Annotated in this window: 26 protein-coding genes and 5 tRNA genes; 14 read left to right on the top strand and 17 right to left on the bottom strand. The window is 42.0% G+C overall.

All coding sequences use genetic code 11. The annotated features are described in order from the left end of the window. The 16 genes from rpoB to CLOAM_RS02250 form a co-directional block, all read right to left on the bottom strand. The gene (gene rpoB / locus CLOAM_RS02180; protein WP_044279182.1) at positions 1-3,750 is read right to left on the bottom strand and encodes a DNA-directed RNA polymerase subunit beta; all 3,750 of its coding nucleotides are present in this window, start codon (positions 3,748-3,750) and stop codon (positions 1-3) included. Between the two features lie 235 nt (positions 3,751-3,985). Beyond that, a complete protein-coding gene (gene rplL, locus CLOAM_RS02185; RefSeq protein ID WP_015424220.1) occupies positions 3,986-4,369 on the bottom strand; it encodes a 50S ribosomal protein L7/L12 in 384 nt (127 codons plus the stop codon). 32 nt (positions 4,370-4,401) lie between these two features. Next, complete coding sequence (gene rplJ / locus CLOAM_RS02190) at positions 4,402-4,938, bottom strand: 50S ribosomal protein L10 (protein ID WP_015424221.1); 537 nt, start codon at positions 4,936-4,938, stop codon at positions 4,402-4,404. Between the two features lie 12 nt (positions 4,939-4,950). Beyond that, positions 4,951-5,655 (bottom strand): 50S ribosomal protein L1, encoded by a 705-nt coding sequence (gene rplA, locus CLOAM_RS02195; protein ID WP_015424222.1) that lies wholly within the window; start codon positions 5,653-5,655, stop codon positions 4,951-4,953. Positions 5,656-5,696: 41 nt separating this feature from the next. Then, a complete protein-coding gene (rplK, locus tag CLOAM_RS02200) occupies positions 5,697-6,128 on the bottom strand; it encodes a 50S ribosomal protein L11 (protein WP_018197514.1) in 432 nt (143 codons plus the stop codon). A 24-nt stretch (positions 6,129-6,152) separates the two neighbouring features. Beyond that, positions 6,153-6,686, bottom strand: a complete 534-nt coding sequence (gene nusG / locus CLOAM_RS02205; RefSeq protein ID WP_015424224.1) for a transcription termination/antitermination protein NusG — start codon at positions 6,684-6,686, stop codon at positions 6,153-6,155. A gap of 17 nt (positions 6,687-6,703) precedes the next feature. Beyond that, complete coding sequence (gene secE / locus CLOAM_RS02210; RefSeq protein ID WP_015424225.1) at positions 6,704-6,889, bottom strand: preprotein translocase subunit SecE; 186 nt, start codon at positions 6,887-6,889, stop codon at positions 6,704-6,706. Positions 6,890-6,956: 67 nt separating this feature from the next. After that, positions 6,957-7,032 (bottom strand) — tRNA-Trp (locus CLOAM_RS02215). A 25-nt stretch (positions 7,033-7,057) separates the two neighbouring features. After that, positions 7,058-7,204, bottom strand: a complete 147-nt coding sequence (rpmG, locus tag CLOAM_RS09185; protein WP_015424226.1) for a 50S ribosomal protein L33 — start codon at positions 7,202-7,204, stop codon at positions 7,058-7,060. A 19-nt stretch (positions 7,205-7,223) separates the two neighbouring features. Beyond that, positions 7,224-8,408, bottom strand: coding sequence for an elongation factor Tu (gene tuf / locus CLOAM_RS02220; protein WP_044278825.1), 1,185 nt, complete (start codon positions 8,406-8,408; stop codon positions 7,224-7,226). A 132-nt stretch (positions 8,409-8,540) separates the two neighbouring features. Next, positions 8,541-8,616 (bottom strand) — tRNA-Thr (locus CLOAM_RS02225). A gap of 23 nt (positions 8,617-8,639) precedes the next feature. Then, a tRNA-Gly gene (locus tag CLOAM_RS02230) sits at positions 8,640-8,716 on the bottom strand. A gap of 26 nt (positions 8,717-8,742) precedes the next feature. After that, positions 8,743-8,828 (bottom strand) — tRNA-Tyr (locus tag CLOAM_RS02235). 14 nt (positions 8,829-8,842) lie between these two features. Next, positions 8,843-8,917, bottom strand: a tRNA-Thr gene (locus tag CLOAM_RS02240). A 175-nt stretch (positions 8,918-9,092) separates the two neighbouring features. Next, positions 9,093-9,725 (bottom strand): YiiX/YebB-like N1pC/P60 family cysteine hydrolase, encoded by a 633-nt coding sequence (locus tag CLOAM_RS02245; protein WP_044278826.1) that lies wholly within the window; start codon positions 9,723-9,725, stop codon positions 9,093-9,095. Next, positions 9,725-10,063 carry a DUF4878 domain-containing protein gene (locus CLOAM_RS02250; protein ID WP_044278827.1) on the bottom strand — a complete coding sequence of 113 codons (339 nt, stop codon included), beginning with the start codon at positions 10,061-10,063 and terminating at the stop codon, positions 9,725-9,727. Before CLOAM_RS02250 ends, CLOAM_RS02245 begins: the two co-directional genes overlap by 1 nt. Positions 10,064-10,663: 600 nt before the next feature. Here CLOAM_RS02250 and CLOAM_RS02255 point away from each other — a divergent pair. The 4 genes from CLOAM_RS02255 (at position 10,664) to CLOAM_RS02270 (ending at position 13,485) form a co-directional block, all read left to right on the top strand. Continuing rightward, positions 10,664-11,566, top strand: coding sequence for a DNA methyltransferase (locus CLOAM_RS02255; protein WP_015424230.1), 903 nt, complete (start codon positions 10,664-10,666; stop codon positions 11,564-11,566). Positions 11,567-11,576: 10 nt separating this feature from the next. Then, the gene (locus tag CLOAM_RS02260) at positions 11,577-12,359 is read left to right on the top strand and encodes an MvaI/BcnI restriction endonuclease family protein (protein WP_044278828.1); all 783 of its coding nucleotides are present in this window, start codon (positions 11,577-11,579) and stop codon (positions 12,357-12,359) included. A 199-nt stretch (positions 12,360-12,558) separates the two neighbouring features. Further along, complete coding sequence (locus CLOAM_RS02265; RefSeq protein ID WP_015424232.1) at positions 12,559-13,116, top strand: hypothetical protein; 558 nt, start codon at positions 12,559-12,561, stop codon at positions 13,114-13,116. A 3-nt stretch (positions 13,117-13,119) separates the two neighbouring features. Continuing rightward, a complete protein-coding gene (locus CLOAM_RS02270) occupies positions 13,120-13,485 on the top strand; it encodes a hypothetical protein (protein WP_044278829.1) in 366 nt (121 codons plus the stop codon). 574 nt (positions 13,486-14,059) lie between these two features. On the opposite strand, the gene CLOAM_RS02275 is transcribed toward CLOAM_RS02270, so the two are convergent. Then, positions 14,060-14,788, bottom strand: coding sequence for an XRE family transcriptional regulator (locus CLOAM_RS02275; RefSeq protein WP_015424234.1), 729 nt, complete (start codon positions 14,786-14,788; stop codon positions 14,060-14,062). A 513-nt stretch (positions 14,789-15,301) separates the two neighbouring features. Here CLOAM_RS02275 and CLOAM_RS09925 point away from each other — a divergent pair. The 10 genes from CLOAM_RS09925 (at position 15,302) to CLOAM_RS02330 (ending at position 23,368) form a co-directional block, all read left to right on the top strand. After that, positions 15,302-15,628, top strand: coding sequence for a helix-turn-helix domain-containing protein (locus tag CLOAM_RS09925; protein WP_232502697.1), 327 nt, complete (start codon positions 15,302-15,304; stop codon positions 15,626-15,628). Continuing rightward, on the top strand, positions 15,615-17,678 hold the full coding sequence (locus CLOAM_RS02285; RefSeq protein ID WP_015424236.1) for a Mu transposase C-terminal domain-containing protein: 2,064 nt from the start codon (positions 15,615-15,617) through the stop codon (positions 17,676-17,678). Before CLOAM_RS09925 ends, CLOAM_RS02285 begins: the two co-directional genes overlap by 14 nt. Before the next feature lie 10 nt (positions 17,679-17,688). Further along, complete coding sequence (locus CLOAM_RS02290) at positions 17,689-18,387, top strand: ATP-binding protein (protein WP_015424237.1); 699 nt, start codon at positions 17,689-17,691, stop codon at positions 18,385-18,387. Positions 18,388-18,395: 8 nt separating this feature from the next. Then, on the top strand, positions 18,396-18,932 hold the full coding sequence (locus CLOAM_RS02295; protein ID WP_015424238.1) for a hypothetical protein: 537 nt from the start codon (positions 18,396-18,398) through the stop codon (positions 18,930-18,932). Positions 18,933-18,948: 16 nt separating this feature from the next. Beyond that, a complete protein-coding gene (locus CLOAM_RS02300) occupies positions 18,949-19,398 on the top strand; it encodes a hypothetical protein (RefSeq protein ID WP_015424239.1) in 450 nt (149 codons plus the stop codon). Next, positions 19,370-19,990 (top strand): DUF3164 family protein, encoded by a 621-nt coding sequence (locus CLOAM_RS02305; RefSeq protein ID WP_044278830.1) that lies wholly within the window; start codon positions 19,370-19,372, stop codon positions 19,988-19,990. The genes CLOAM_RS02300 and CLOAM_RS02305 overlap by 29 nt, the downstream gene beginning before the upstream one ends. Before the next feature lie 55 nt (positions 19,991-20,045). Next, positions 20,046-20,297: a helix-turn-helix domain-containing protein gene (locus CLOAM_RS02310; RefSeq protein ID WP_015424241.1), complete on the top strand. Its 252-nt coding sequence runs from the start codon at positions 20,046-20,048 to the stop codon at positions 20,295-20,297. Beyond that, positions 20,290-20,739, top strand: a complete 450-nt coding sequence (locus CLOAM_RS02315; protein ID WP_015424242.1) for a hypothetical protein — start codon at positions 20,290-20,292, stop codon at positions 20,737-20,739. The genes CLOAM_RS02310 and CLOAM_RS02315 overlap by 8 nt, the downstream gene beginning before the upstream one ends. A gap of 200 nt (positions 20,740-20,939) precedes the next feature. Continuing rightward, a complete protein-coding gene (locus tag CLOAM_RS02325; RefSeq protein WP_015424243.1) occupies positions 20,940-22,493 on the top strand; it encodes a hypothetical protein in 1,554 nt (517 codons plus the stop codon). Beyond that, entirely contained in the window at positions 22,493-23,368 is an 876-nt protein-coding gene (locus tag CLOAM_RS02330; RefSeq protein ID WP_015424244.1) for a phage minor head protein, read from the top strand. The genes CLOAM_RS02325 and CLOAM_RS02330 overlap by 1 nt, the downstream gene beginning before the upstream one ends. The last annotated feature ends 1 nt before the right edge of the window (position 23,369 follow it).

Here is a 23,369-nt window from a genome sequence, read left to right on the forward strand (position 1 = left end):
CTACTTGTTCTCTTCTTTGATAAATTCAATATCAAAACCCAGCGATTTCAGCTCGCTGATAAGAACATTAAAGGATTCAGGAACTCCTGGAGGAGGTGGATTATCACCACGAGTGATAGCTTTAAAAGCATTGTTGCGGCCATCCACATCGTCACTTTTGATAGTTAACATCTCTTCCAAAACGCTGGCAGCACCGTATGCTTCCAAAGCCCAAACTTCCATTTCTCCTAAACGCTGACCTCCATGTTGAGCTTTTCCACCTAAGGGTTGTTGGGTAATAAGAGAATAGGGTCCTGTTGAGCGCGCGTGCATTTTATCTGCTACAAGATGATTCAGTTTCATCATATAGATAATGCCAACCGTTACTCTTTCTTTAAAGGGTTCACCCGATTTGCCATCATAGAGAACTGTTTTCCCATCTTCCGGTAAACCTGCTTTGCGTAATTCAGAAACAATATCCTCATTAGAAGCGCCATCAAAAATAGGGGTTTCTACTTCAAAGCCAAGTGTCTTGGCAGCCCAACCCAAATGGGTCTCCATTATTTGGCCAATATTCATTCGGGAAGGAACTCCCAAAGGATTTAACACAATGTCCACAGGAGTTCCATCTTCCATAAAAGGCATATCTTCAATAGGAGCGATGATAGAAATAACACCTTTATTTCCATGACGACCTGCCATTTTATCGCCTACTTCAATCTTGCGTTTTTTAGCAACATACACTTTAACCATTTTCCGCACGCCATATTGAAGTTCATCACCATGCTTAATTCTTTCGCGGGATTTTTTATAGATATTATCGCTTTGTTCAAGTGATTGTTTTATTTTCAGGACAATTTGGGAATAGATATAGTCGTTTACTTCCCTATCTTCAACCAGTTCCACATCCAGATCAAGCTTTTTGAAGTTTATCCGTTTCAAATCCTGTTTCGTTATCTTTTTCCCGGGTGCTATAAAGGGAATATTGGTTTTTTCATCCCAAATATTTTTAGCAATTTGTCCCACTAACACTGCAGAAAGTTTTTCTTCCTTAAATTCTTCAATCTTACTGCGTCGCAGGGCTAATTCTTCTTTTAGTTTTTCTATCTTATCTTCATTTTCTTCTTCCAAATCGCTGCCTTCTTCCAAACGGGAAAAGACCTTTACATCAATAACTACACCCTCCATTCCAGGTTTGGCTTTTAAGGAACTATTGGTAAAATCACCAGCACGGTCTCCGAATAGAGCACGCATCAAGTTTTCTTCCGGTGAAGGATCAATTTCTACACTCTTGGGAGTAACTTTACCTACAATTATATCTCCAGCATGAATCACACTTCCTACTCTGATAATGCCTGTTTTATCCAAATTTCTCAATGCCTGAGCAGGAACATTGGGAATATCATAAGCAAGCTCTTCACGCCCGTTTTTCACATTACGAACCAAAACTTCCAATTCTTCAATATAGATAGATGTTAAAGTATCTTCACGGGCTACCTTTTCGCTAAGAATAACAGCATCTTCATAATTATAACCATACCAGGGCATAAATGCAACCATTAAATTAGTTCCTAATGCCAAACGATTATCTTCCACACAAGCACCGTCAGAAATTGGCTGTCCCTTTTTTACGGTATCCCCAACACGCACAATAGGACGCTGATTGATACAAGTATCCTGATTAGTGCGCACAAATTTTTTCAGATGGATGCGATTACCGGTAGAAAGATAATATGCCTCATCCTTTTCATTTAAAGGTTTCAGGTCTATAAAGGCAGAAGTAACTTTCGTAACTATACCATCATAAGGAGCTACGGCAATGGAAGAAGTATCCATTGAAGCAATCTTTTCCATTCCTGTTCCTACTAAAGGTGCTTGAGGATTAATTAAAGGAACTGCCTGCCGCTGCATATTGGAACCCATTAAAGCACGATTGGCATCATCATGTTCCAGGAAAGGAATTAATGCCGCTGATACGGAAACCATCTGTTGAGGTGCTACATCCATATAATGAACAAGGTTAGGGCTAACTTGAACAAATTCACCCCGGTCGCGGGCAAAAATCATTTCATCTGTAATTCTACGGTTGTCATCCAAATGGACATCACTTTGAGCGATAATATATTTCTCTTCCTGTGAAGCATCAAGATATTCATACTCATCAGTTATGCATCCATCAACAACCTTGCGGTAGGGTGTTTCCAAAAAACCGAAATGATTTATACGGGAATATATTGCCGGAGATACAATTAAACCGATGTTTGGTCCTTCAGGTGTTTCAATCGGACAAATTCTACCATAGTGAGAAGAATGAACATCACGAACTTCAAAACCAGCTCTTTCGCGAGCCAAACCTCCAGGTCCCAAAGCAGATAAAGCTCTCTTATGTCTTAAAGCTGCCAAAGGATTTGTCTGCTCCATAAATTGGGATAATTGACCTGTTAAAAAGAATGACTGAACTACTGAAATAAGAGCATTGCTGTTTACCAGATCGTGCACTGTAACTTCATCAATATTGGAAATTGCCATCCGTTCCTGAATTATTCTGGCAACCATAGCCATTCCAATAGTATATTGTTCCTGGAGCAATTCACCAACAGTTCTAACTCTGCGGTTTGCCAGATTATCTATATCATCAACCTCATCTTCATCATGGTAGATATTGATCAGGGTCTTGAAAATATATACAAAATCCTCAACAGTGAGGGTCATTATTTTAGGATCAACATTGATACCTAAACGGCTATTGATTTTGTAGCGGCCTACTTCTCCCAGGTTATAACGCTTTTCATTGAAAAACATTCTATCCACAAGCTGTTTGGCCGCTTCCAGAGGGGCATCTTCTCCGGGACGAATTAAGTTGTAAATTTTCTTTAGAGCTTCTTCCTGATTGGTTGTAGGGTCTTTTGCCATAGTGTTTTCCAGCACTTTTCTGGCAATTTCATAATTGTAATCAATTACTTCAACCTTAGTAATCTTCCTTTCCGATAAAAACTTGATTAAAGAATCCGTTATCTGCTCGTTAGCCATAGCTATAGGTTCAGGATTGCCTTTTTCATAAATATCGGCGAAAAGATGACGACCTTTTGCCTCTTTTAAATTCAATTTTTCGGATTTATAGAATGTCTTCCTCAAATCCTCGTTGGTGGAAATTCCAATTGCCCGGAAAAGAGTTGTTACAGGAAGTTTACGCCGTTTATCTATATGGACGAACATTACATCATGAATATCAATATCAAAATCCAGCCAAGAACCGCTGTAAGGAATTACTTTTGCAGAATAGAGTGTTTTTCCGCTGGGATGTTTCTCCTCCGAAAAGAAAACACCGGGTGAACGCTGTAATTGTGAAATAATTACCCTTTCTGCTCCATTAATAACAAAGGTGCCCTGTTCAGTTATCAGAGGTATTTCTCCCAGGAAAACTTCTTGTTCCAAAGTGTCTTTATGCTCGCGGACACCTTCTCTATTTTCAAACACGCTTAAGCGCATTTTTGCTTTTAACGGTGCCTGATAAGATAAATTTCGTTCGCGGCATTCTTCCAGAGAATATTTCTCCTGCAACACATTGTATTCTATGAATTCCAACAGGAAATTACCCTTTGTATCTTCAAGGGGAAATATGTTTTCAAATACTGCCTGCAGACCTTTTTTTTCTCTGCGTTGTGGGTGAATATCCTTTTGTAAAAAATCATTGAAGGAATCCACCTGCATAGCCAGAAGATTGGGTATTTCCACTTCAGGGATACCCAATTCAGCAAATCTTCCGGAAATTCGGGAATAACTTTTGACCTTTCTCAAAAGCGCTCTCCTTTTGGTTCTTATAAACCAGAATGTTGGCTCTTAAGTGTTAATATTTTCTTTTTCACGCTATTAGGCGACATTTAGAATGATAAACTGACTAATTGGCTTTTTCAAAGCCAAAGTTTAAGGATGGTTGTATCCAGAAATTAGTCCAAAAAAAGTCCCTGCGGACTTTTTTTGGACCTTTATCCTGATTAGGATTTGGTTATTTGACTTCGACAGTTGCACCGGCTTCTTCGAGTTTTTTCCTAACTGATTCTGCTTCTTCTTTGCTAACTTTTTCGGAGACCACTTTGGGAGCTCCATCAACAAGATCCTTGGCTTCTTTCAAACCAAGCTTGGTTATCTCTCGCACTACTTTGATTACATTAATTTTCTTATCTCCGGCACTGGTTAAAATTACATCAAATTCTGTCTGTTCCTCTTTTTCCCCACCTTCAGCAGCAGAGCCCTGTGTGGACATAACAGCGGCTACTGGAGCAGAAGCGGATACACCAAATATTTCTTCCATTTCTTTCACTAATTCAGAGAGCTCAAGAACCGTCATCTCCTTAATCAGATCAATTACTTGTTGCTTTTTATCGGACATTGTTCCTCCATTGGATATATAAATAATTTTTCTTAGCTGGCTTCAGCTTGTTTTTTAGCTATGGCATCAAGAGCATAAACAAATTTGCGCAAGATACCCTGGTTGATGCTTACAAAGTTACTCAGCGGTGCATTCATACCGGCAAGTACTTTGGCAAGCAATTCTTCACGGGATGGTAGTTTTGCCAAAGCAGTCAGTTCATCAGCATTAAAAATATGCTCTGCTATATAACCGACTTTAAACGAAGGAAAACCTTTATCTTCCATCACCTCTTTTAAGAATTTGATTAGTTCGCGGGCAGGGGATACCTCATCCAATTTACTCACTGCCACAGCTGTCGGGCCCTTAAGATAAGGGTCCAGTTCCGTAATACCCAAGTCATTTAAGGCAATTTTAATCAGGGTATTCTTTTGGACAAAGTAATCCACTTGACTTTCTCTGAAGCGGTTGCGCAATTGATTCACTTGTTCAATATTTATTCCCTTGTAATCTACCAATACGATTGCTCTTGCGCTACTTAATCTTTCTGTCAAGTCCTTTACTATTTTATATTTAATACTTTGCACCATTTTCCTGCTCCCTTAACTTCTTGCTTCCGCGGTTGCGCTTGCGACCTGAATTTTAATTCCGGGACTCATAGTCGTGCAGAGGGTAATGCTTTTAATGTAAACACCTTTAAGCGTAGGGGGTCTGTCTCTAAGAACAGCGGCAAGAACAGCTTTGATGTTGTCTTTCAGTTTTTCTTCCTCAAAGCTTAATTTTCCTACCGGAATATGCAAGTTGGCAAATTTATCTACGCGGTAAGTTATTTTTCCGCTTTTTGCTTCCTGCACAGCTTTTCCAACATCCATTGTAACTGTTCCCACTTTGGGGTTTGGCATTAATCCTCTGGGACCGAGAACTCGTCCCAGTTTACCGATTCTACCCATTAAATTGGGAGTAGCGATCACAACATCAAAATCAAACCATCCGTTAGATATTTTTTCAATGAGATCATCTACGCCCACATAATCGGCTCCTGCTTTTTTTGCTTCTTCTGCCTTGTCGCCTTCAGCAAATACTAAAACTCGCATCTCTTTGCCTGTTCCATGAGGTAAAACAAGTGAGTTGCGAATTTGTTGATCGGCTTTACGAGGATCTACACCCAGATTGAAATGCAGTTCAACGGTTTCGTCAAACTTGGAAGTTGGTAAACTTTTCAAAAGTTTGATTGCTTCGTTAAGATCAAATCTTTTCTGGCGGTCAAACATCGTATAGGCAACATTATACCTTTTGCTATGTTTCATTGACTCTCCTTATGAATACTATCTCCTGCATAAGCGAAGTATCAGTCCTCTATCGTAACACCCATACTTCGTGCAGTTCCAGCGATCATACTCATAGCAGATTCAAGGGAATTACAATTCATATCCTTAATTTTCAGCTGAGCTATGTTTTTTAACTGCTCATTTGTAATTTTGCCAACTTTAAGCTTATTGGGAGTGGCACTTCCCGTAGCTAAACCGGCTTCTTTTTTTATCAGTACTGCAGCTGGAGGGGTTTTAATTTCAAAGGTAAAAGATTTATTCTTTGCCACATAAATTATTACTGGGAACACCATTCCTGGCTGATCAGCTGTTTTTTCATTAAACTGACGGCAAAATTCAGGAATATTAACTCCTACCTGACCTAAAGCAGGTCCCACAGGAGGTGCGGGAGTTGCTTTTCCCGCTGGAAGTTGCAGTTTTAATGTTGCTACGGCATCTTTAGGTTTAGCCATTATCATACCTCTATTGTATCTTCTTTATTTTTTAATTAATTCTACCTGGCTGGCATTTAACTCAACCGGGGTTCTGCGTCCGAACACTGTTACTTCAATAATTAGTTTGGTTCCGTTTTCCGTTGTTTTTTGCACGATACCCTCAAAATCGGTAAAAGGACCGGAAATAACTTTAACCATATCTCCAGGCATATAGGAATAGACCTTTATATCGCGGTTGGGATCGGTTATTCCCAAAAGTCGGTCTACCTCTTCCTGCGACAAAGGTATGGGCTCTTTATGTTCTTTGTTTATTCCTAAAAAACTGGTTACTCCTGCAATTTGAAGAATATAAGTTTTCAGTTCCGGCGTCATATCTGCTTCCATAATCACATAAGAAGTAAAGAGTTTCTTATCGCGCTCTATCTTTTTACCTTCTCTAATCACAAAGGTCTTGCGCACAGGAACCAGTAAACGACCTACCTGTTTTTCTAAAGGAGTGCCTGCCAGACCCTTTTCTATAGCTGTCTTAACCTTATTTTCGTGACCTGAATAGGTATGAATTACATACCACTTCATCTGCCTGTACCTATCCCTTAGAAAACCAATTCTACAATCTTGGTAAAACCAAAATCAATCAGGGACAAAAATATGGCTACAATAGCAGACATAATAATAACTACTAATGTGCCTTCTTTCAAATCCGTCTTGGTAGGCCAGCTTACACATTTCATTTCGGAACGGACATCCCGAAAGAAACGAGTTATTTTTTCAAATTTCATAACATTACTTCCCTTTGTTTGCGGAAAGAAAAACCTGCTTCGGAAATCATAATACCCCAAAATGTTGTGGCAGGACAGGCAGGAATCGAACCCGCAACCCCCGGTTTTGGAGACCGGTGCTCTACCAGTTGAACTACTGTCCTGTGCAACATTTTTTAGGGTAAATTACTAACGCTGTTTATGAACAGTATGTTTCCGGCAGGTGGGGCAATATTTTTTTAGCTCCAGTCGTGTCGGATGCTTTCTTTTATTACGGGTAGTTGTATAATTACGATTCTTGCATTCTTCACAGGCAAGGATAATTATATCTCTCATTATTGTTTTTCCGTTTCTCTTATTCTATTATTTTAGAGACAACACCGCTACCGATTGTATGACCACCTTCGCGGATAGCGAAACGCAGACCTTGTTCCATAGCGATAGGAGTTATGAGTTCCGCCTGGATTTCTACATTGTCACCAGGCATAACCATTTTCACTCCTTCGGGAAGATATAAGCTTCCGGTAACATCCGTAGTGCGAAAATAAAATTGAGGACGATACCCACTTTGGAAGGGCTTATGTCGTCCACCTTCTTCCTCAGTTAATACATAGGTCTGACCTATGAATTTAGTATGAGGAGTAATGGATTTGGGTTTTGCCAGCACCATTCCACGCACTACATCTTTTTTGCCGAATCCACGTAAAAGAACACCAATATTATCTCCGGCTTGTGCTTCGTCAAGAAGTTTACGGAACATTTCCACGCCCGTGCAGGTTGTTTCCACTGTTTCTCTAATTCCAACGCGTTCAACTTTATCACCAACTTTAATAACACCTCTTTCTACACGTCCTGTGGCAACAGTTCCCCGACCCGGAATACTGAAAACATCTTCCACAGGCATCAGGAAGGGCTTATCAATTGGACGTTCGGGAAGCGGAATATAGCTATCTACCGCATCCAGAAGAGCTTGAATTTGTTTTTCAGATTCGGGATCTCCATTGAGTGCCTTAAGAGCAGAACCGCGAATTACGGGAACTTCATCACCCGGAAATTCATACTTATCAAGCAATTCACGAACTTCCATTTCCACCAGATCAAGCAATTCAGGGTCGTCAACCAGGTCGCATTTGTTCATAAATACAACTATTGCCGGAACACCAACCTGACGAGCAAGCAAAATATGCTCGCGGGTTTGTGGCATAGGTCCATCATCAGCACTCACAACCAAAATGGCACCATCCATTTGAGCTGCACCAGTTATCATATTTTTAATGTAGTCAGCATGACCAGGACAGTCAATATGAGCGTAATGACGTTTTTCTGTTTCATATTCTACATGGGCTGTAGCAATAGTTATTCCGCGGGCTTTTTCTTCCGGAGCATTATCAATACTATCAAAAGTACGGAATTTGGCTCCGCCTTTTTTACTCAGATACAAAGTAATCGCTGCAGTTAGCGTTGTTTTTCCATGGTCAATATGACCAATTGTTCCCACATTCAGATGTGGTTTAGTTCTAACATATTTCTCTTTTGCCATTGTTCCTCCTGGACTTGAATCACACAAGCCCGTCTCGTTTTCTTAATTTATTAAAAAATATACACCTTCAGGTATATATTCCTCTTAATATCATAGATGTTGAAATTAAAAACATCTCTTTAACTTCAAAAGTGGAGCTCAAGACCGGACTTGAACCGGTGACCTCCTCCTTACCAAGGAGGTGCTCTACCAACTGAGCTACTTGAGCTTTTACTTCAATTAAAAAAATTTTGGAGCGGGAAACGGGGTTCGAACCCGCGACCCTCAGCTTGGAAGGCTGATGCTCTAGCCAACTGAGCTACTCCCGCTTTTCTTTTTTATATCTAAAATCTACTGGTGGAGAGGGGAGGATTCGAACCTCCGAAGTCATCTGACAGCAGATTTACAGTCTGATCCCTTTGACCACTCGGGAACCTCTCCACGACTATAATTTCTGGAGCCGATGAAGGGAATTGAACCCCCAACCTATTGATTACAAATCAATTGCTCTACCTTTGAGCTACATCGGCAGCAAGTTTTGTCATCAAGTTTTAACACCCTTTTTTTGTCAACTGCTTTTTTGTATCACTCTATATTCTTATTGTCTTTCATACTTGGCGCTAACAAATTTTGCCCTCTGTTTCTGTCAACACTTTTAACCTTGTATATGGTTAATAGCTATTAGGGTTGAAGTATTTGAAGAAATTAGTAGTTTTTATAAACGGGGATAAAAAGCTCTGTGTTAAAAAAAGTAGAAAAATCAATCACAGAAACACCAACAATTTTACGCATTTCAAAGAAATCCGGTTCACCCTGTTCCTGATAAACATAGCGCAAAAGTTCCGAACAATACAATTTGGAAGAGTCATTGAGATCAAAATCGTTATCAAAAGGGATTTTTTGTTTTAAAAGTGCGAGGCATCTTTCTTTCATTGAATCAGAATTAAGTTTTTTATGATAACGAATAATGCAAATACGATTTTGTTTTGCATCAAGCACAAATTTTTCCAATGTGTTGATGCGTATGCCATCTATGTCGGAAAGAGATTTGGAAATAGTATGAATTACCTGATATTGACCATCAATCTTAAAAATAAAACCGCAATGAGACATACCCTCAGAAGCGGGAAAATTTCTGGCAATAAGTTCTGAGAATATGCTGTTCCCTCTTCTGAGAATTACATCTCCATCCTTCAATTGGAGCGAGGATAGCTGAGGAAATTCACACTTCTCATTCAAGGATAAATTGGCAGTCCGACTTGAAGAAATTGCCGAACTGCCAGTTAATAAAATTATCAGTGATGTAAGACCTAATAGGGTAAGGTCTCTGAAGGACATTATTTTCCTTTAATTTCTACCAACCATTTACTGCCTTGTTTTACCAGATTCAGATCAAATTCATCTTGTTTTCCATCTTCAGTAGTATATTTTACATTGACGGTAGCACTGTCTCCAGTTACCTTGGTTTCACCTAAGGTTGCATCTTTAACCTTAAACATAGAGAACATGCCAATCATCTCTTTGCTTTCTGGAGTGGAGAGCTTTACCATCGTTTTCATATCTTGGCTCTTCCATGCAGAAACAAACTTTTTGGCAACGCTTTCGGGACCTTTTGCACAGCCCGCAAGGATAAAAATAAGGGCAAGGGCGATGATTACAATCAGTAATTTTTTCATTGTTACTCCTTAACAATTTTTTATTATTTACTTTATTTTTAATATTCCTGTCTTGTCAAGTATTTTTTTAATATATGATTTTTCTCCTACATTAATTACCTCCTGTTTATTTATAACCCCGTTTAATTAATCCAAAGAAAATAGTATTCTCAATTAGCAGTTATAGTTAGACCTTAAGTTTGCCCAATATAGATTCGGAAAAAATAAAGAATAAAGTATCTTTTGCGAACTCTGTTATAAAAGCAAGGAAGTATATTGATACCCAATTTCATATTAATCTACTCATTTTTGAATAAGTTAACTTACATATTTTAGAAGAGATTCTATTTTGCAGTAAAACTATTTTCAACTTTTGCAATTTGCAAAACTGCTGTTTATTTGATATCCTCGTTTTGTTATAAAGCATCCATAGCCATATCTGCACAAAGTATAAATCATTTTAAATATTTCAGTATCATTAGATTTTCAAAGTAGATATTTAAAAAAATGGTCTTAACTGATATAACATATAATGACTGGGGGGTTTATAAAAAAATGTATTGACTTCAATTTATCCTTTTTTTAAATGGAATTATTATATTTCATATAGGTTGATTAAATATGGCTAACTCAAATAACGATACTCTCAAGGAAGAGCTTAAAAAAAACAGATATACCAGATTATGTAATTGTCCATCCAGTCATATAAATTGTATGACGGCAAAAGAATGGCTAACATCTCAATTAGGTGTATGGCAATTCATATATGAAAAAAGGGATATTAGAGATAAAAACATTCATCCTGCCACCTTTCCTATAAGTTTAGCAAAGAAAGTTATTAGTTTATTTTCCCATGAGGGTGAGCTTGTTGTTGATCCCTTTGTAGGTAGTGGAACAACTTTAGTATCAGCCCAGGATTTAAACAGAAATTGTGTAGGATTTGACTTGAAGAAAGAATATATTGAATTATGTCACAATAGATTAATTCAGCAGAATGCTTTCAATAGCTGTAAGCAAATTCCCATAGAAGATGATGCCAGAAATATTAATCAATATCTTTCCGATCAATCAATAACGCTTATCTTAACTTCTCCACCATATTCTAATTTATTGAACAGGGAACGCAAGAACAAATCAAGAAGAGACAGGGATAATGGTCAGTTGAATAAAATTGAACAATATTCCCAAGATGAAAGAGACCTTGGAACTTACTCAGTGGAAAAATGGACTTTGGCTATTGGAGATATTTTTGAAAATCTATTACCATCGTTGAAATATAAGGGACATTGTGTTATTAATGTACCCGATTTCTGGTGGGAAAATAAAAGAATAACTTTACATATATCCTTAACCGAAGAACTTAGGAAAAGAGGTTTTGAGCTCCGAAATATTATTATTTGGGATAGGACCAATATCGTTAATAATATAGGTATTTTTGGATGGCCCAGTAATTATATCACGATGGGAACAACTTTTGAATATTTGCTTGATTTTTGGAAACCTCCAAGTAATAGAGAAAAATAAGGATGATTTTATGGTGGTGGTTACAAAAGACGATTTGATCAAAAAGTTAAGAGACATTAGAAATTTGGGTTGGATTGAAAATCTGAGAGTTGGAAATGCCGGCTCAATAGGTAATATGTTGGAAGATTTATTGGGAATAAAAGAAAATAACTTGGCTATTGCCAATGCCGGGGAATGGGAACTTAAAACTAAAAGAAAGAATTCTTCTTCTTTAACCACATTGCTTCATAATGAACCTTCACCAAGGAAAGCAGGTATTGTAGCTAACTTATTATTACCCTTTTATGGGTGGCAACATCAAGAAGCAGGACATAAATATCCAAATTCGGAATTAAGTTTCAGGCAGACAATCTGTTGTAAAAGGTTTAGTGATAGAGGATTCACTGTGGAACTGGATAGAGAAAATGAAAAGATTATTATTAGATTTGATGCTTCTAAAATTGACCCGAAACATAATGACTGGCTTAAAAAGGTTGACCAAAGAATAGGTCTTGGTAACCTGAATCCGGAACCTTATTGGGGCTTTAGAGATTTATCTGCGCATATTGGTTCTAAACTAACCAATTGCTTTTTTATTTTGGTAGATGTAAAGAAAGAGAATGGAAAGGAGTATCTTCAATATAATGATATAAAAATGTTGAGTAATTTTTCTATGAACAAGTTTATAGACACTTTTGAAGATAACCTCATTTATATTGATTTTGATGCAAGAACAGGGCATAATCACGGTACTAAATTTAGAATCAGGGAAACTAATCTACCCTTGCTGTATGATAATGTTACTCAGATATAGAATAATTATGTCTCTAAAACAAGTAATGCAGTTGAAAAAAATGGATTTGCATATTCTTTGTTTACCATGAAAAGATAAGGGAAAAGAAGAGTAATCAATCATCTGCTGAACTGGATTCCGGAAATTAAATAAATGAGTTCCTATTTATTTATTAATTATAAGAATATTAATATATTAAAATATAAAAGGGGTATGTAAAATGGATTTATCTATTACTTTAAAAGTGGATATATCTGAATCTGAAAAAGATTTATTAATTAAGTATTTGAATATACATGATGAAAAATTTAATGAATCACTTTCAAAGTTAGCAATTCCTGCAATCAAGGAATATATTATAATGTTTACAGGTAATCCTATGTTTTCAAAAGCAGACGAAATTAAGCAACTAAGACTTTTCTTGATTATTTGCCATGTTTTTGAAGAAGGATTACCAACGGTTCAACAGATATCTTCTATGTTTCATATTACAGACAAAGCATCGAATACTCTTTTAAAAAATGTTCTATCAAAATATAGTAAAGATTTAGAAATTAGATTATCTCAGTATATTAGAAAAATCTTAGAAAGTTCTAATAAAAGAGACGATAAAATGATTATGATTTGTACATCTCCAGAAATTATGGATAGGATGAATCAAAAATTAAGCATAGAAGCTCCTACACTAAAAAAAGTTAGTAGAGTAAAAAGATCTGTAGGGGAAATTGAATGCAGTATAGATACATATATTAAACTTAAAGAACTATTTACTGATTAAATAATGGAAAACAACAATATTGAATTATTATCACTTTTATTAGTAGTATTAGTATTCTTATTGGATAAAATACAACAAGAATTATCAAAATTCATAGTAAAAGATACTCCTTCAAAAGACGAATCTTATGAATACAAAAAATATCATTTTAAAAAGATTTCTATTATAGTTAAAATGTTGGCTAGCATATTATTTGAAATAGCAATAATAATTGTTTATTGGCACATTATAATAGATACAGTTCTAAATTATCAGATTAGTTTTATACATCCAGAAGTAAATCGCAGCTTATCCATTTTATTATATGCTGCTTTAATTGGGTTATGTATTTATTCTATAAACTTATTTATACAAATTTTACATAAATAAAATGAGAAAAGTCACATTAGTGAGAGTTAAGTCCCAAATGTTGGTGTAAATTCCAACTCTTTATTTATCAGGTTCTTTGAGGACATTCTAACTATCCTCGTTACTCACAATCTATATAAGGCCAAACAATCAATTACATTCTTTTCATTTTGTCAATCCTAGCCCAAGTTTCGCATTCCCATATTTTTTCACCGGAGCATTATTTTCATTTGATGCAGGTTAATACATTCTGATATTTCCTATTTTCCTTGCTTAAAGCTATCAATCTATCGTTTAACATACCTTAATCAAGCGTTAATTATTAACGCTTGATTAAGGCCAAATTAACACTTGATTTATGCTGTCAAGTAAGGGCAAAAAGAGATATAAATTCTCACCCAAATTTTCAAATCGATATCACTTGTCACAGAGGTCTTAACTGTTTATAGGGTGGAGAGATAGATAGGACTGGCTTTAGACTGTGTCACAGTGGTCTTTGGACGTTTTTGGACGTTTCGATATCACGATTCCTTCAATTTTGCCCTCAATTTAAGGTATTTTCAGAACATCAAATTTTTTGAAATAGTTTACAAATTTAATAGAGCCGTAACTGAAGTGCTAGGGGGCCGATCATCGTTAACCACTGACTCTGATCAGCGTCTATAAACTCGATCCGGTAGTCTTTATTGAGAGGTTGGAGGGCAACTCCCCTGCGGGCCTCATCATACTGTATCCTTTTCAGAGTAATGCCTGTCTCGTATCTGACAGCACAGATTTTCCCGTCCAAACCATCCCAGGTGATCTGCTTTTTGATGAGGACAATATCCCCGTGCAGGATCTGCGGCTCCATGCTTTGTCCATTGATTCGGAAGGCCACGTAGTTATCCGTACCGAAGGGAATATAGCGAGTGGGGACTTCGACTGATTCCGCCGGCTCCATATCCTCGGGAACTTCCATGGGTGATCCAGCGGATATTTCCGCTACGATCGGGAAGATTGAGGTACGCACGTAAGTGGTATCAAAATCATTCACTAAGACCGGTTTACCATCCACAATCTGGACTTTCTTGGTAGTCCTGACGTCATCTCCAAGCTCCCAGGGAGCCAGGATGAACATACTGCCTTCGCCTCTTAACAGCCAGTTCACATTCACTCCGGCATCGATCAATCTGGCCAAGAATTGAGGGTCGGGAAACCGCTCATTGTTCTTGTAGCGGTCCAGAGAATTGGCAGAGATGCCAAACTTTTCGGTAAACTGGTACTGCTTCAATTTCATTGCTTTAATCAGCATTCCCAGCCTGCTGCCGATATCGTTAGTGTCCATTATTCCTCCTAAAAGGTCATTTTCTGCTTGACCTTTTGCCGTATGGGTAAGATTATGCATCCGTAGACAAGATAAATTGTCTAATCTTTTTGTCAATGCTTATTTATATAGTTGTGCTTCGGTGGCGGATTTTTCCGCTCGTATCAGATAGTTTTCATTAGTCGCTGGAAAGCGCAGAAAGGACTTCCCAAGTTATTGCGATGCAGTTATATAGCACCCAACAATAACTAAGGGGAGGCGCTTATGAAAGCGACTACTTACGAGCCCGGAGAAACTTGGGTCAAGGATGACCTCTGTGACACACTGACCTCTGTGACACGTGTCACACACCCTTCCAAGCGGAGAAAAAAGCCGCCGATGCTGATCAGTAGATATGTTGAACGCTGTGACAGATCGCCAGAACAGAAAAAGGCTACCACTGTGACAGATTATCCGACCTCTGTGACACGCCACCGGAGTGGAAGTGTCACAGTGGTCTTACCGGTACCAGAGAATTATTGGCAGAGGCTGAACATGAGCAAGAACAAGATCAGGTCAGTCTGGCTGACCGTGGAGCGGGCAGCGGAGCTGATGAACTGCTCCCCCCGCACCGTATGGCGCTATATCAAGCGCAACCGAATCGAAGTGCACAAGCATCTGGTCGAGCAGGATGGCTACAAGGTTAGGAAAACCTTCCTGCTGACCGAGCCTTCCTTATATATCAAGGAGATGGCAGACTGCCAAGCCAGAAACCTGGTGCCTGCCGGCTTTATTGAGATCACTCTCAAGGTGGATGGCAAAGACCTGCACAGCGCTTTGATCTACAAATACAGCGAGGAGGACAAGCATGAGCATCTATGATGAAATCGATCCCCTGACCTACGCGGAGCTCTATCAGAGCATCTATCCTGATTGGAAGGGTAAGCAGGATTTGCTCAACCAGATTGGGAAAGACCAGGAGATCAAACCTAAGCCGACTCCCAAGCCAGTTCCGATTGTCACAGAGGATGAGATCACCATACCTGATGAAAGGATAGCTAGGGAAGGAGAGTTAGGCGATCCCAGCGATCCTGAGGAGGAGTACATCGACTTTACTCCTCAAGAGCGGGTGCCAGTCAAATACGATCACGAAGCCAAACTGATGGGCTACTTCTGCACCACGGTGCTGGAACGGCTCCAGCATAGCGAGTCCAAAGGCCGGGAGTGGGAACTGCTCACTAAGGAATACAATAACGGTAGCCTGGCTCCGGAACTCTATGCTTTGAAAGGAAAGCGCACCGAACGGGCCTTACGCCTCTGGCTGGAACGCTATGAACAGAGCAAGCAGGATATGTATGCTCTCCTGCATGGCAACCGCTATCAGAAACGGCAACGCAAGATCACCGAACTGGAAGGCAAGGTGCTGTTGGCGATCCTACTGCATCCCAACCGGATCAGCATCGGCAGCGCTCTCAAGTTCCTGAAAGCCAAAGCCGAGTCCGGACTGATCGACTCACCTAGTTCGGTACCAACGCTTAGACGCTGGGTCGAAGAGTGGCGGGATGACAATCTGGCAATGTGGGAGCAGGCAAGGCAGGGCAGCAAGTTCGTAGCTGAGCACATCATCAAGACTATCCACCGGGATAGCAGACTATTGAGCGTGGGCGAAGTCTGGGTAGCCGATGGGCACACTCTGGCCTTCGATATCCTCAATCCCAAGACCGGAAAAGCGCAACGCATGACCATGATCATGGTCTTCGACTGGGCATCCCGATACCCGGTGGGTGCCACGCTTGCCTTCACTGAGGACAGCCAGCACATCCAGGCTGCCTTCCGCAATGGCTTCCTCAACTGGGGAGCTCTGCCTCAGTATGTCTATCTCGATAACGGCAAGGCCTTCAAGAGCAAGCTGTTCCACGAACAGTGGGAAGGGCATGACCTGGCTAAGGAACTAGGTGGCATCTTTCCCAAGTTGGGAATCAGAGCTCAGTTCGCCGAAAGCTACAATGCCAAGGCCAAGATCATCGAGCGGTTCTTCCGGACCTTCCAGGAGCAGTTTGAACGCTTCATCAGCAGCTTCCGGGGAGCCAATATAGCCGATAAACCTGCCACTCTGATGCGTAACGAGAAGTGGATCAAGAAGCTCTATACCTGCGAGCCGCCCACCACTGAAGAAGCGATGCAGATGATCGGCTACTATATCAGATATGTATATGGCATCACCCCTCACCGGGGATTGGATAACCGTAAACCTTGGGAGGTGTTCAACTCGGCTCCCAAGCCGCAGGACAGGCTGGTCAATCCCTCTCAGCTCAACTTCATGATGCTGAGCGTAGAACGTAAAGCCATCCGCAACGAGGGCATTGTGCTGAACAAACTGAAGTATTGGCATCCCGACCTGGTCTTTCACATGGGTAAGCCGGTAATAATCAGATACGATCTGGCGGATGCGAGATGGGTGCTGGTCTATGACGAGGCGGATGTCTTTATCTGCCAGGCCTCCCTGCGCCAGGCTCAGCATCCGTTCATCCAGGCCGATCTGCAGAACAGCAAATCGCATAAGGAATACCGCCAGGAATATACCCAGATCAAGAAGCTGCAGCGGCTGACTGAACAGCGGACCCAGAGCTTCGTGCGCAGCAATCAGGAATCGGTGGATAAGCTGCTCAAGAGCTATATGAACGAGATTCCAGCTGATAACAATCCTATCTTCCTGCAAGCACCTATGATCGAGGCTCCCGCCCCGGGTCCGGAAGAGGAGATCGCCAGGCTGGAACAGATAGTAATCGAACAGGAAAAAGCAATAGCCGCCAGCCAACCTGAACAGACCCACAACGATCAAAATCAAGCTGTTGCCGAAGGATCAACCGAGTTCGATCCCTTCGACAATGAGGAGTTCAAGAAAATGCTCAAGACGATCGGAATCAAATAAGGAGAAATAGATGAAGCAAGGTAAACTTGTCCCGATCCACAATGTCCAGAAAGCCGATGAGTGCATCGACTTCCTGCTTAAGCGTCCCCGCCTGGAGATGGTGGGACTGGGCATGCTGTACGGCAGACCCGGCCTCGGCAAGACCACCTATGCCAGCCGTGCTGCCTATGCTCGTGGCTACGTGTATATCAGACTGGAAGCCACGACCACTCCCAAAACCTTCGCCAAGGAACTGCTCCAGAATCTATACAGAAGCCTGGGTATGGGTGATTATCTCCCCGTGGGTACTACCAACAACATCTACAAGCAATGTATCCAACTGCTCCTCGATAATGAGGATACCGTCATCATCATTGATGAGATCGACTACGCCTTCCGCTATCCTCAGTTACTCGGATCGGTCAGAGATCTGGTGGATGAGACCTTCGCAGTGGTGATCCTGGTGGGCATGCAGAACGCCATGGATAGGCTTAACCAGATCAATGCTTACTACTTTGACCGCTGTAACTACTTCTACGAGTTCGAAGCGGTAAGCAAGGATGATATTAGAATGTTGGGCACCGAACTGATGAATATTCCCTGCCCGGAGTCCCTGGTCAATTACATCCACTTCAACGCAGCTGGGAATCTGAGGAAAGCCATCAAGATCATGCACATGCTTGAAGTCAGAAGTAAAATCAATCCTATCCCAGCCATGAACCATATTTAGGTGGCATTATGAACGAGCAAAGCATTATAATCGACCGCTTCGTAGACCGCTTCGTCAGCTACTTCAACTTAGATCTGATCTGTGAGTGCACCGGAGTAGACCGGGATGTGGTTCAGGAGCGCCTTAACCAACTCATTACAGGCAATGTGATCCGCAAGGTATCCAAATACGAGGATATCTATGTAACCAACCGGGGCCGCTATAATATCAATGTATCAACCATTTACTGCGGCAACTGGGTATTCGACCTTAAAGCCTGCCAGGATATCTGCTTCCTGCTTGAAAAGAGCCAAATAAAGAGCATCCGACAATTGGCTTTCAAGATGCAGCGCAGCCGTCAGTGGGCTTATCTCTATCTGGAGGCACTGATCTCAGTTGATGCGGTGGGTATATGTAAGTCAGGTTACTATACCAAGGACATAAGCATGATCTGCAAAGTCGGCTCGGTGATCAAGAAAGGCATCATTAGCGAGAAGCGGGCCGAGTGCGGCATCCAGCCTCAGAGACGCCGTAAGAAAACTACTAAAACTACTAACCACAAGTAAAGAGCGAGGGCATTCTATGACTCAGGAACAACGAGAACGAAAACTACGTCAACAGATACATGGCCTGCGGGTCAAGAAGTTTCACTGGACCCTAAATGACTTCAAGTTCATCATCAAGGGCTTGGGCTATGGCGAATCACTTAGGGCTTTGCCGGAGGATCGCTTAACTGAACTGAAAGCACTTCTGCTCAAGTACCGTAAGCATGGCAGACCTCAAATCTTTACTTTTGACCGTCAGGGCAAGTATATGTTCTATCTCATGAAGACTGCGGGATGGACCGAGTCCCAGCTACGGGCATTTACCATCCAACACTATTCCAAAAGCCACTGGAACCTACTCAACAAGAAGGAACGCAGAGCTGTGATCGCAATGCTGCAGAACTACATCAAACAGAATGAAAATAAAGCCAAAAATACAACCCAAAAGGAGATATCTAATGGACACACCCAAAACCCCCAAGGCTAAGAAGCCCATTCCCACCAGAGTTGACGCTAACGGACAGAGCATTCCGGTCTCGATCATCAGGCCGGAAATCCTCAAGCAGGACTCTATCGTAACCAAGACCATCAACCGGGCGATCAAGCTGCATGACCGCATAGTAGCAGACAAGAACCAGTTCTTTGAAGATGTGGAACTCTATCTCCAGCAGGTAGCCGAGAAGAACGGACTCGATTGGAAGGGCAATGCCGTCCTCAACAGCTTTGACGGCAAATATAGAGTTGAGATCAGATTCAAGGAACGCATCCAGTTCGGCATCGAACTCCAACTTGCCAAGCAGAAGATCGATGAGTGCATCAAAGCCTGGTCAGCCGACTCCAACGTCAACCTCCGAGCCATCATCAGCGAGGCATTTCAGGTCGATAAGAAAGGCGAAATTGCCAAATATCGTATCCTGCGCCTGCGCCGCTACAACATCAAAGATCAAACCTGGAAGGAAGCTATGGAGCTGATCGACCAGGCCATCCAGGTAGTTGCTACCAAGCAGTACATCAACTTCTATGAACGCGACGAATCAGGCCAGTTCCGCCAGATCGTCCTTAACTTCCCATCTCTGTAAGAAACAGTGGCAAGGTAATGCATCTCAATTTGATAAAAGTACAGGAGAATGAATAATGGCATATATGAATACCAAAACTACAGAGGTTGTAGAGACAATGAGTATCTTCAATGATGAACGCAACTACCGCACGGATGAGATAGCCGATATCCTCCGGGTTGACCGCTCCAGCGTATATCGCTGGATACGGGACATAGAGAACCCTCTGCCTGCTTTCCGTACTAAAGAGAATGGTCAACTGCGCTGCAAGGGCAAAGACCTTAACGCCTACTTAGATAAATACAAGGTACGCCCTGAGTATGAGTAACAGCCGTGAGTTCCGCATCAAGCGGGACAACTGCAAAGAAGCCTATCTGAACGGCAAGACCGATCCTCTGGAACTGGCGGTGATCTTCGGAGTCTCCGACATCACCGTCCATAAGTGGATCAAGAGCGGCAAGTGGGACGAGCTCTTCAAAGAAGAGAACCAACTCGACCACGAGATCGCCATCGCCCGCAAGAAGGCACTCATTCAAGCGCTCCGGGAATATGCCAAGAATCCTGCCGACACAGCCATCCAAAGCCTGGTGAGCATGATGAAGCAGGATCAGAAGGATCGGCAGCCCTCCAAAGAACTGAACGACTACATCGTCAAGTTCCTGGATCAGGTTACCGACTTCATGATCGAGAAAGGGCATGAGACCTTGCTTAAGCAGTTCCAAAGCATTCTGCACGATTTGGCAGATTACCTGAGAGTGAGAAATGGATAAATTTACAGCCACGGACATGGTTGCTTCCATACACAACCTACCTACCCTCCAAACCCTCCAAACAGCGGAGCCGTTGCCTCCGACTCCGTTGAACCTTTCTACCTACCTACAGCATCCAAGCCAACAGCCCGACAAGGCCGTTCCTCCGACCTCCGGGTCCCCGACGCCCGTCCCCCTGGGCGTCGGGGGGTTACCCGGTTATGCCTAAGAAGTTTATTCAGCGGCATAACAAGGCACTGGCGGAGATCGCATCTAAAACGATTTCCGTCTTGCCTTTTATAGACGATAATCCTGAAGCCAAGGCAGAGAGGATAAGGAGGACAACTGCTGAGGGTTGGGATGCCTTCTCGTTCTTCTGTCATACCTATTTCCCGCATATCTTCCCCCTACCTTTTTGCCCAGCGCACGAGACCATGTTCGATGAGACTGATAATGACTCAGGCATCATCGCCATTACCGGTTTTCGGGGGCTGGGCAAAACGGTGCTCATGGGAGTAGTCTATCCCATCTGGATGATCATCAAAGGTGAACGTTATGTGATCCATACCGCCGCAGACATAGATTTGGCTCAGGAGAGGACAGCATTCACCTTGCACGAGCTGCAGAACAATAAGCGGCTCACCATTGATTATCCGGAGCTGCAGCCAATGGACAGTTTTGATCTGGACTTCTATCTCAAGAATAAAGCCAGGATCAGAGCCAGAAGTATCAAGCAGTCTCATCGTGGAACCATCAATCCCAAGACAGCCAAAAGACCGGGACTCATAGTCTGTGATGATATCGATAAAGAAGAGAACATGGGCAACCAGTCCATCGGTAAGCGCAGAATGGAGAAGATAACCCAGGAGCTTGCCGGAGCACTCTCACCCGAGGGAAATGGAAAGATCATCTGGCTCGGTAACCTGGTACATCCCAACTATGCCATCTGCCAGTTTCAAGAGCTCATATTAAGTGAAATGCGGGCTGATAATCCCGATTTGGACTTGGGATACCAGTCGGTATTGAAAACGCACCAAAAAGCGATTTTACGCTTCTCTCTCGAAGATCAGCATGGTAAGTCCATTTGGGAGGAGCAATACCCTACTGCCACTCTGCCAAACCTACGTGCTAAATTCGGGATGACCGGTTATCAAAGGGAGATGCTTGGACAGCCGGTTATCGAAGGAAACATCTTCAAGAACCACTGGTTTACCAAGTACCGGACCCTTCCCGAACCATCAAAGATGAAACGGGTCTGGCTCTATGCTGATCCTGCCTGGGGAGAAAAAGGCTGCTACAAGGCTGTCATCTCTATAGGCTACGATGGTAACAGGTTCTACGTAATCCATGTCTGGATACGGCAGACTGAGAATACCAAGTTCTTCAGATACTACTACGATGCCTACCAAGAGCTTGATAGAACTTACCGAGTGAAAGCCAGAGCAGCCTGTGAGACTACATACGGACAGGCTCGTATCCTTGCTGACTTCGACAGGTGGGCACAGGACAATCATCTACCGCCCATCAGTCACAGAATCAAGCGTATTGATAACAAAGATAACAAGAACCTCCGCATCGAGAGAACTGAGACCATCATAGAGACGGCCAAGGTGCTGTTTCCGGAGGGACAGGATACTCCTACTCTCATCAGCCAATTCCTCACCTATCCTGATGGCTATATCGATGGCTGTGATGCTTTGGCTGGCTGCTTAGAACGCTTCTCTGAATACGATATCGGCAGGAATAGGGTAAAGGTTCGGAGGTTCAGCTTCTGATGAACTACTATGATCAGCTCATGCTTGAATACTACCGGGTCCTCAATAATGCCTGGAAGACCGAGATCAGGGATGCCGCACGCTTAGCTATCCAGATGCTGAGTGACATGCCGAGAGCAGAGAAACTCAACCAGAGCTCAATAGATAAGCTTATGAGCATCATCAATACCCGGTTGGGAGATGACTTCGCAGCCCTGGTCAATGAGCCCACCAAAGCAATAATAGACCGCTGTGTGCGGCTCGGACTTAAGGACACACAAGTGCAAGCTCCAACCAAGACCAGCATCGGACTCTGGGGTATTGAAGACCAACACTTATCTTCCACCATTCGGAAGCAGCAATTGTTCTGGATCGGGAATCACTTTGAAGCTGACGTCAGACAGAACTTTGCAGACACACTCTCCAAGGCAATCGAGCAAGGTTATACCAAGGAGATGCTTACTGATACTCTCAAAGACCAGTTCAATGACCTCGCCAACAGATCATCCCACTACTGGCAGGGATTGGCAGAGCATACTGCTCTCAGAATAAGAGAGTTCGGAAGGCTTCAGGGCTACAAGAAAGCTAAAGCCAAATACTACAAGCTCGTAGTTATCCTGGATGACCGCACCAGTGACATCTGCCGGGCTTTGGCTGCCCAGGATAAGATCTACCCTCTAAACGATGCCTTGGAAGTAATGGACAACCTGATGGCTCTGGACACCAAGTCCAACAGCCTGGATGATGCTCGGGAATACATTAAAGCCCTCGCACCCTGGATCAAGGACGATCAGATCGAATATGACTCAGAGATGAATCCTGTAGGAGTATCAGGGGCGCATACTCCGTTTCCGCCGTTTCATTGGAAGTGTAGGACAACAACTGTTGTATATTGAT

Source organism: Candidatus Cloacimonas acidaminovorans str. Evry (genome assembly GCF_000146065.2).
Taxonomy (GTDB): Bacteria; Cloacimonadota; Cloacimonadia; order Cloacimonadales; family Cloacimonadaceae; genus Cloacimonas; species Cloacimonas acidaminivorans.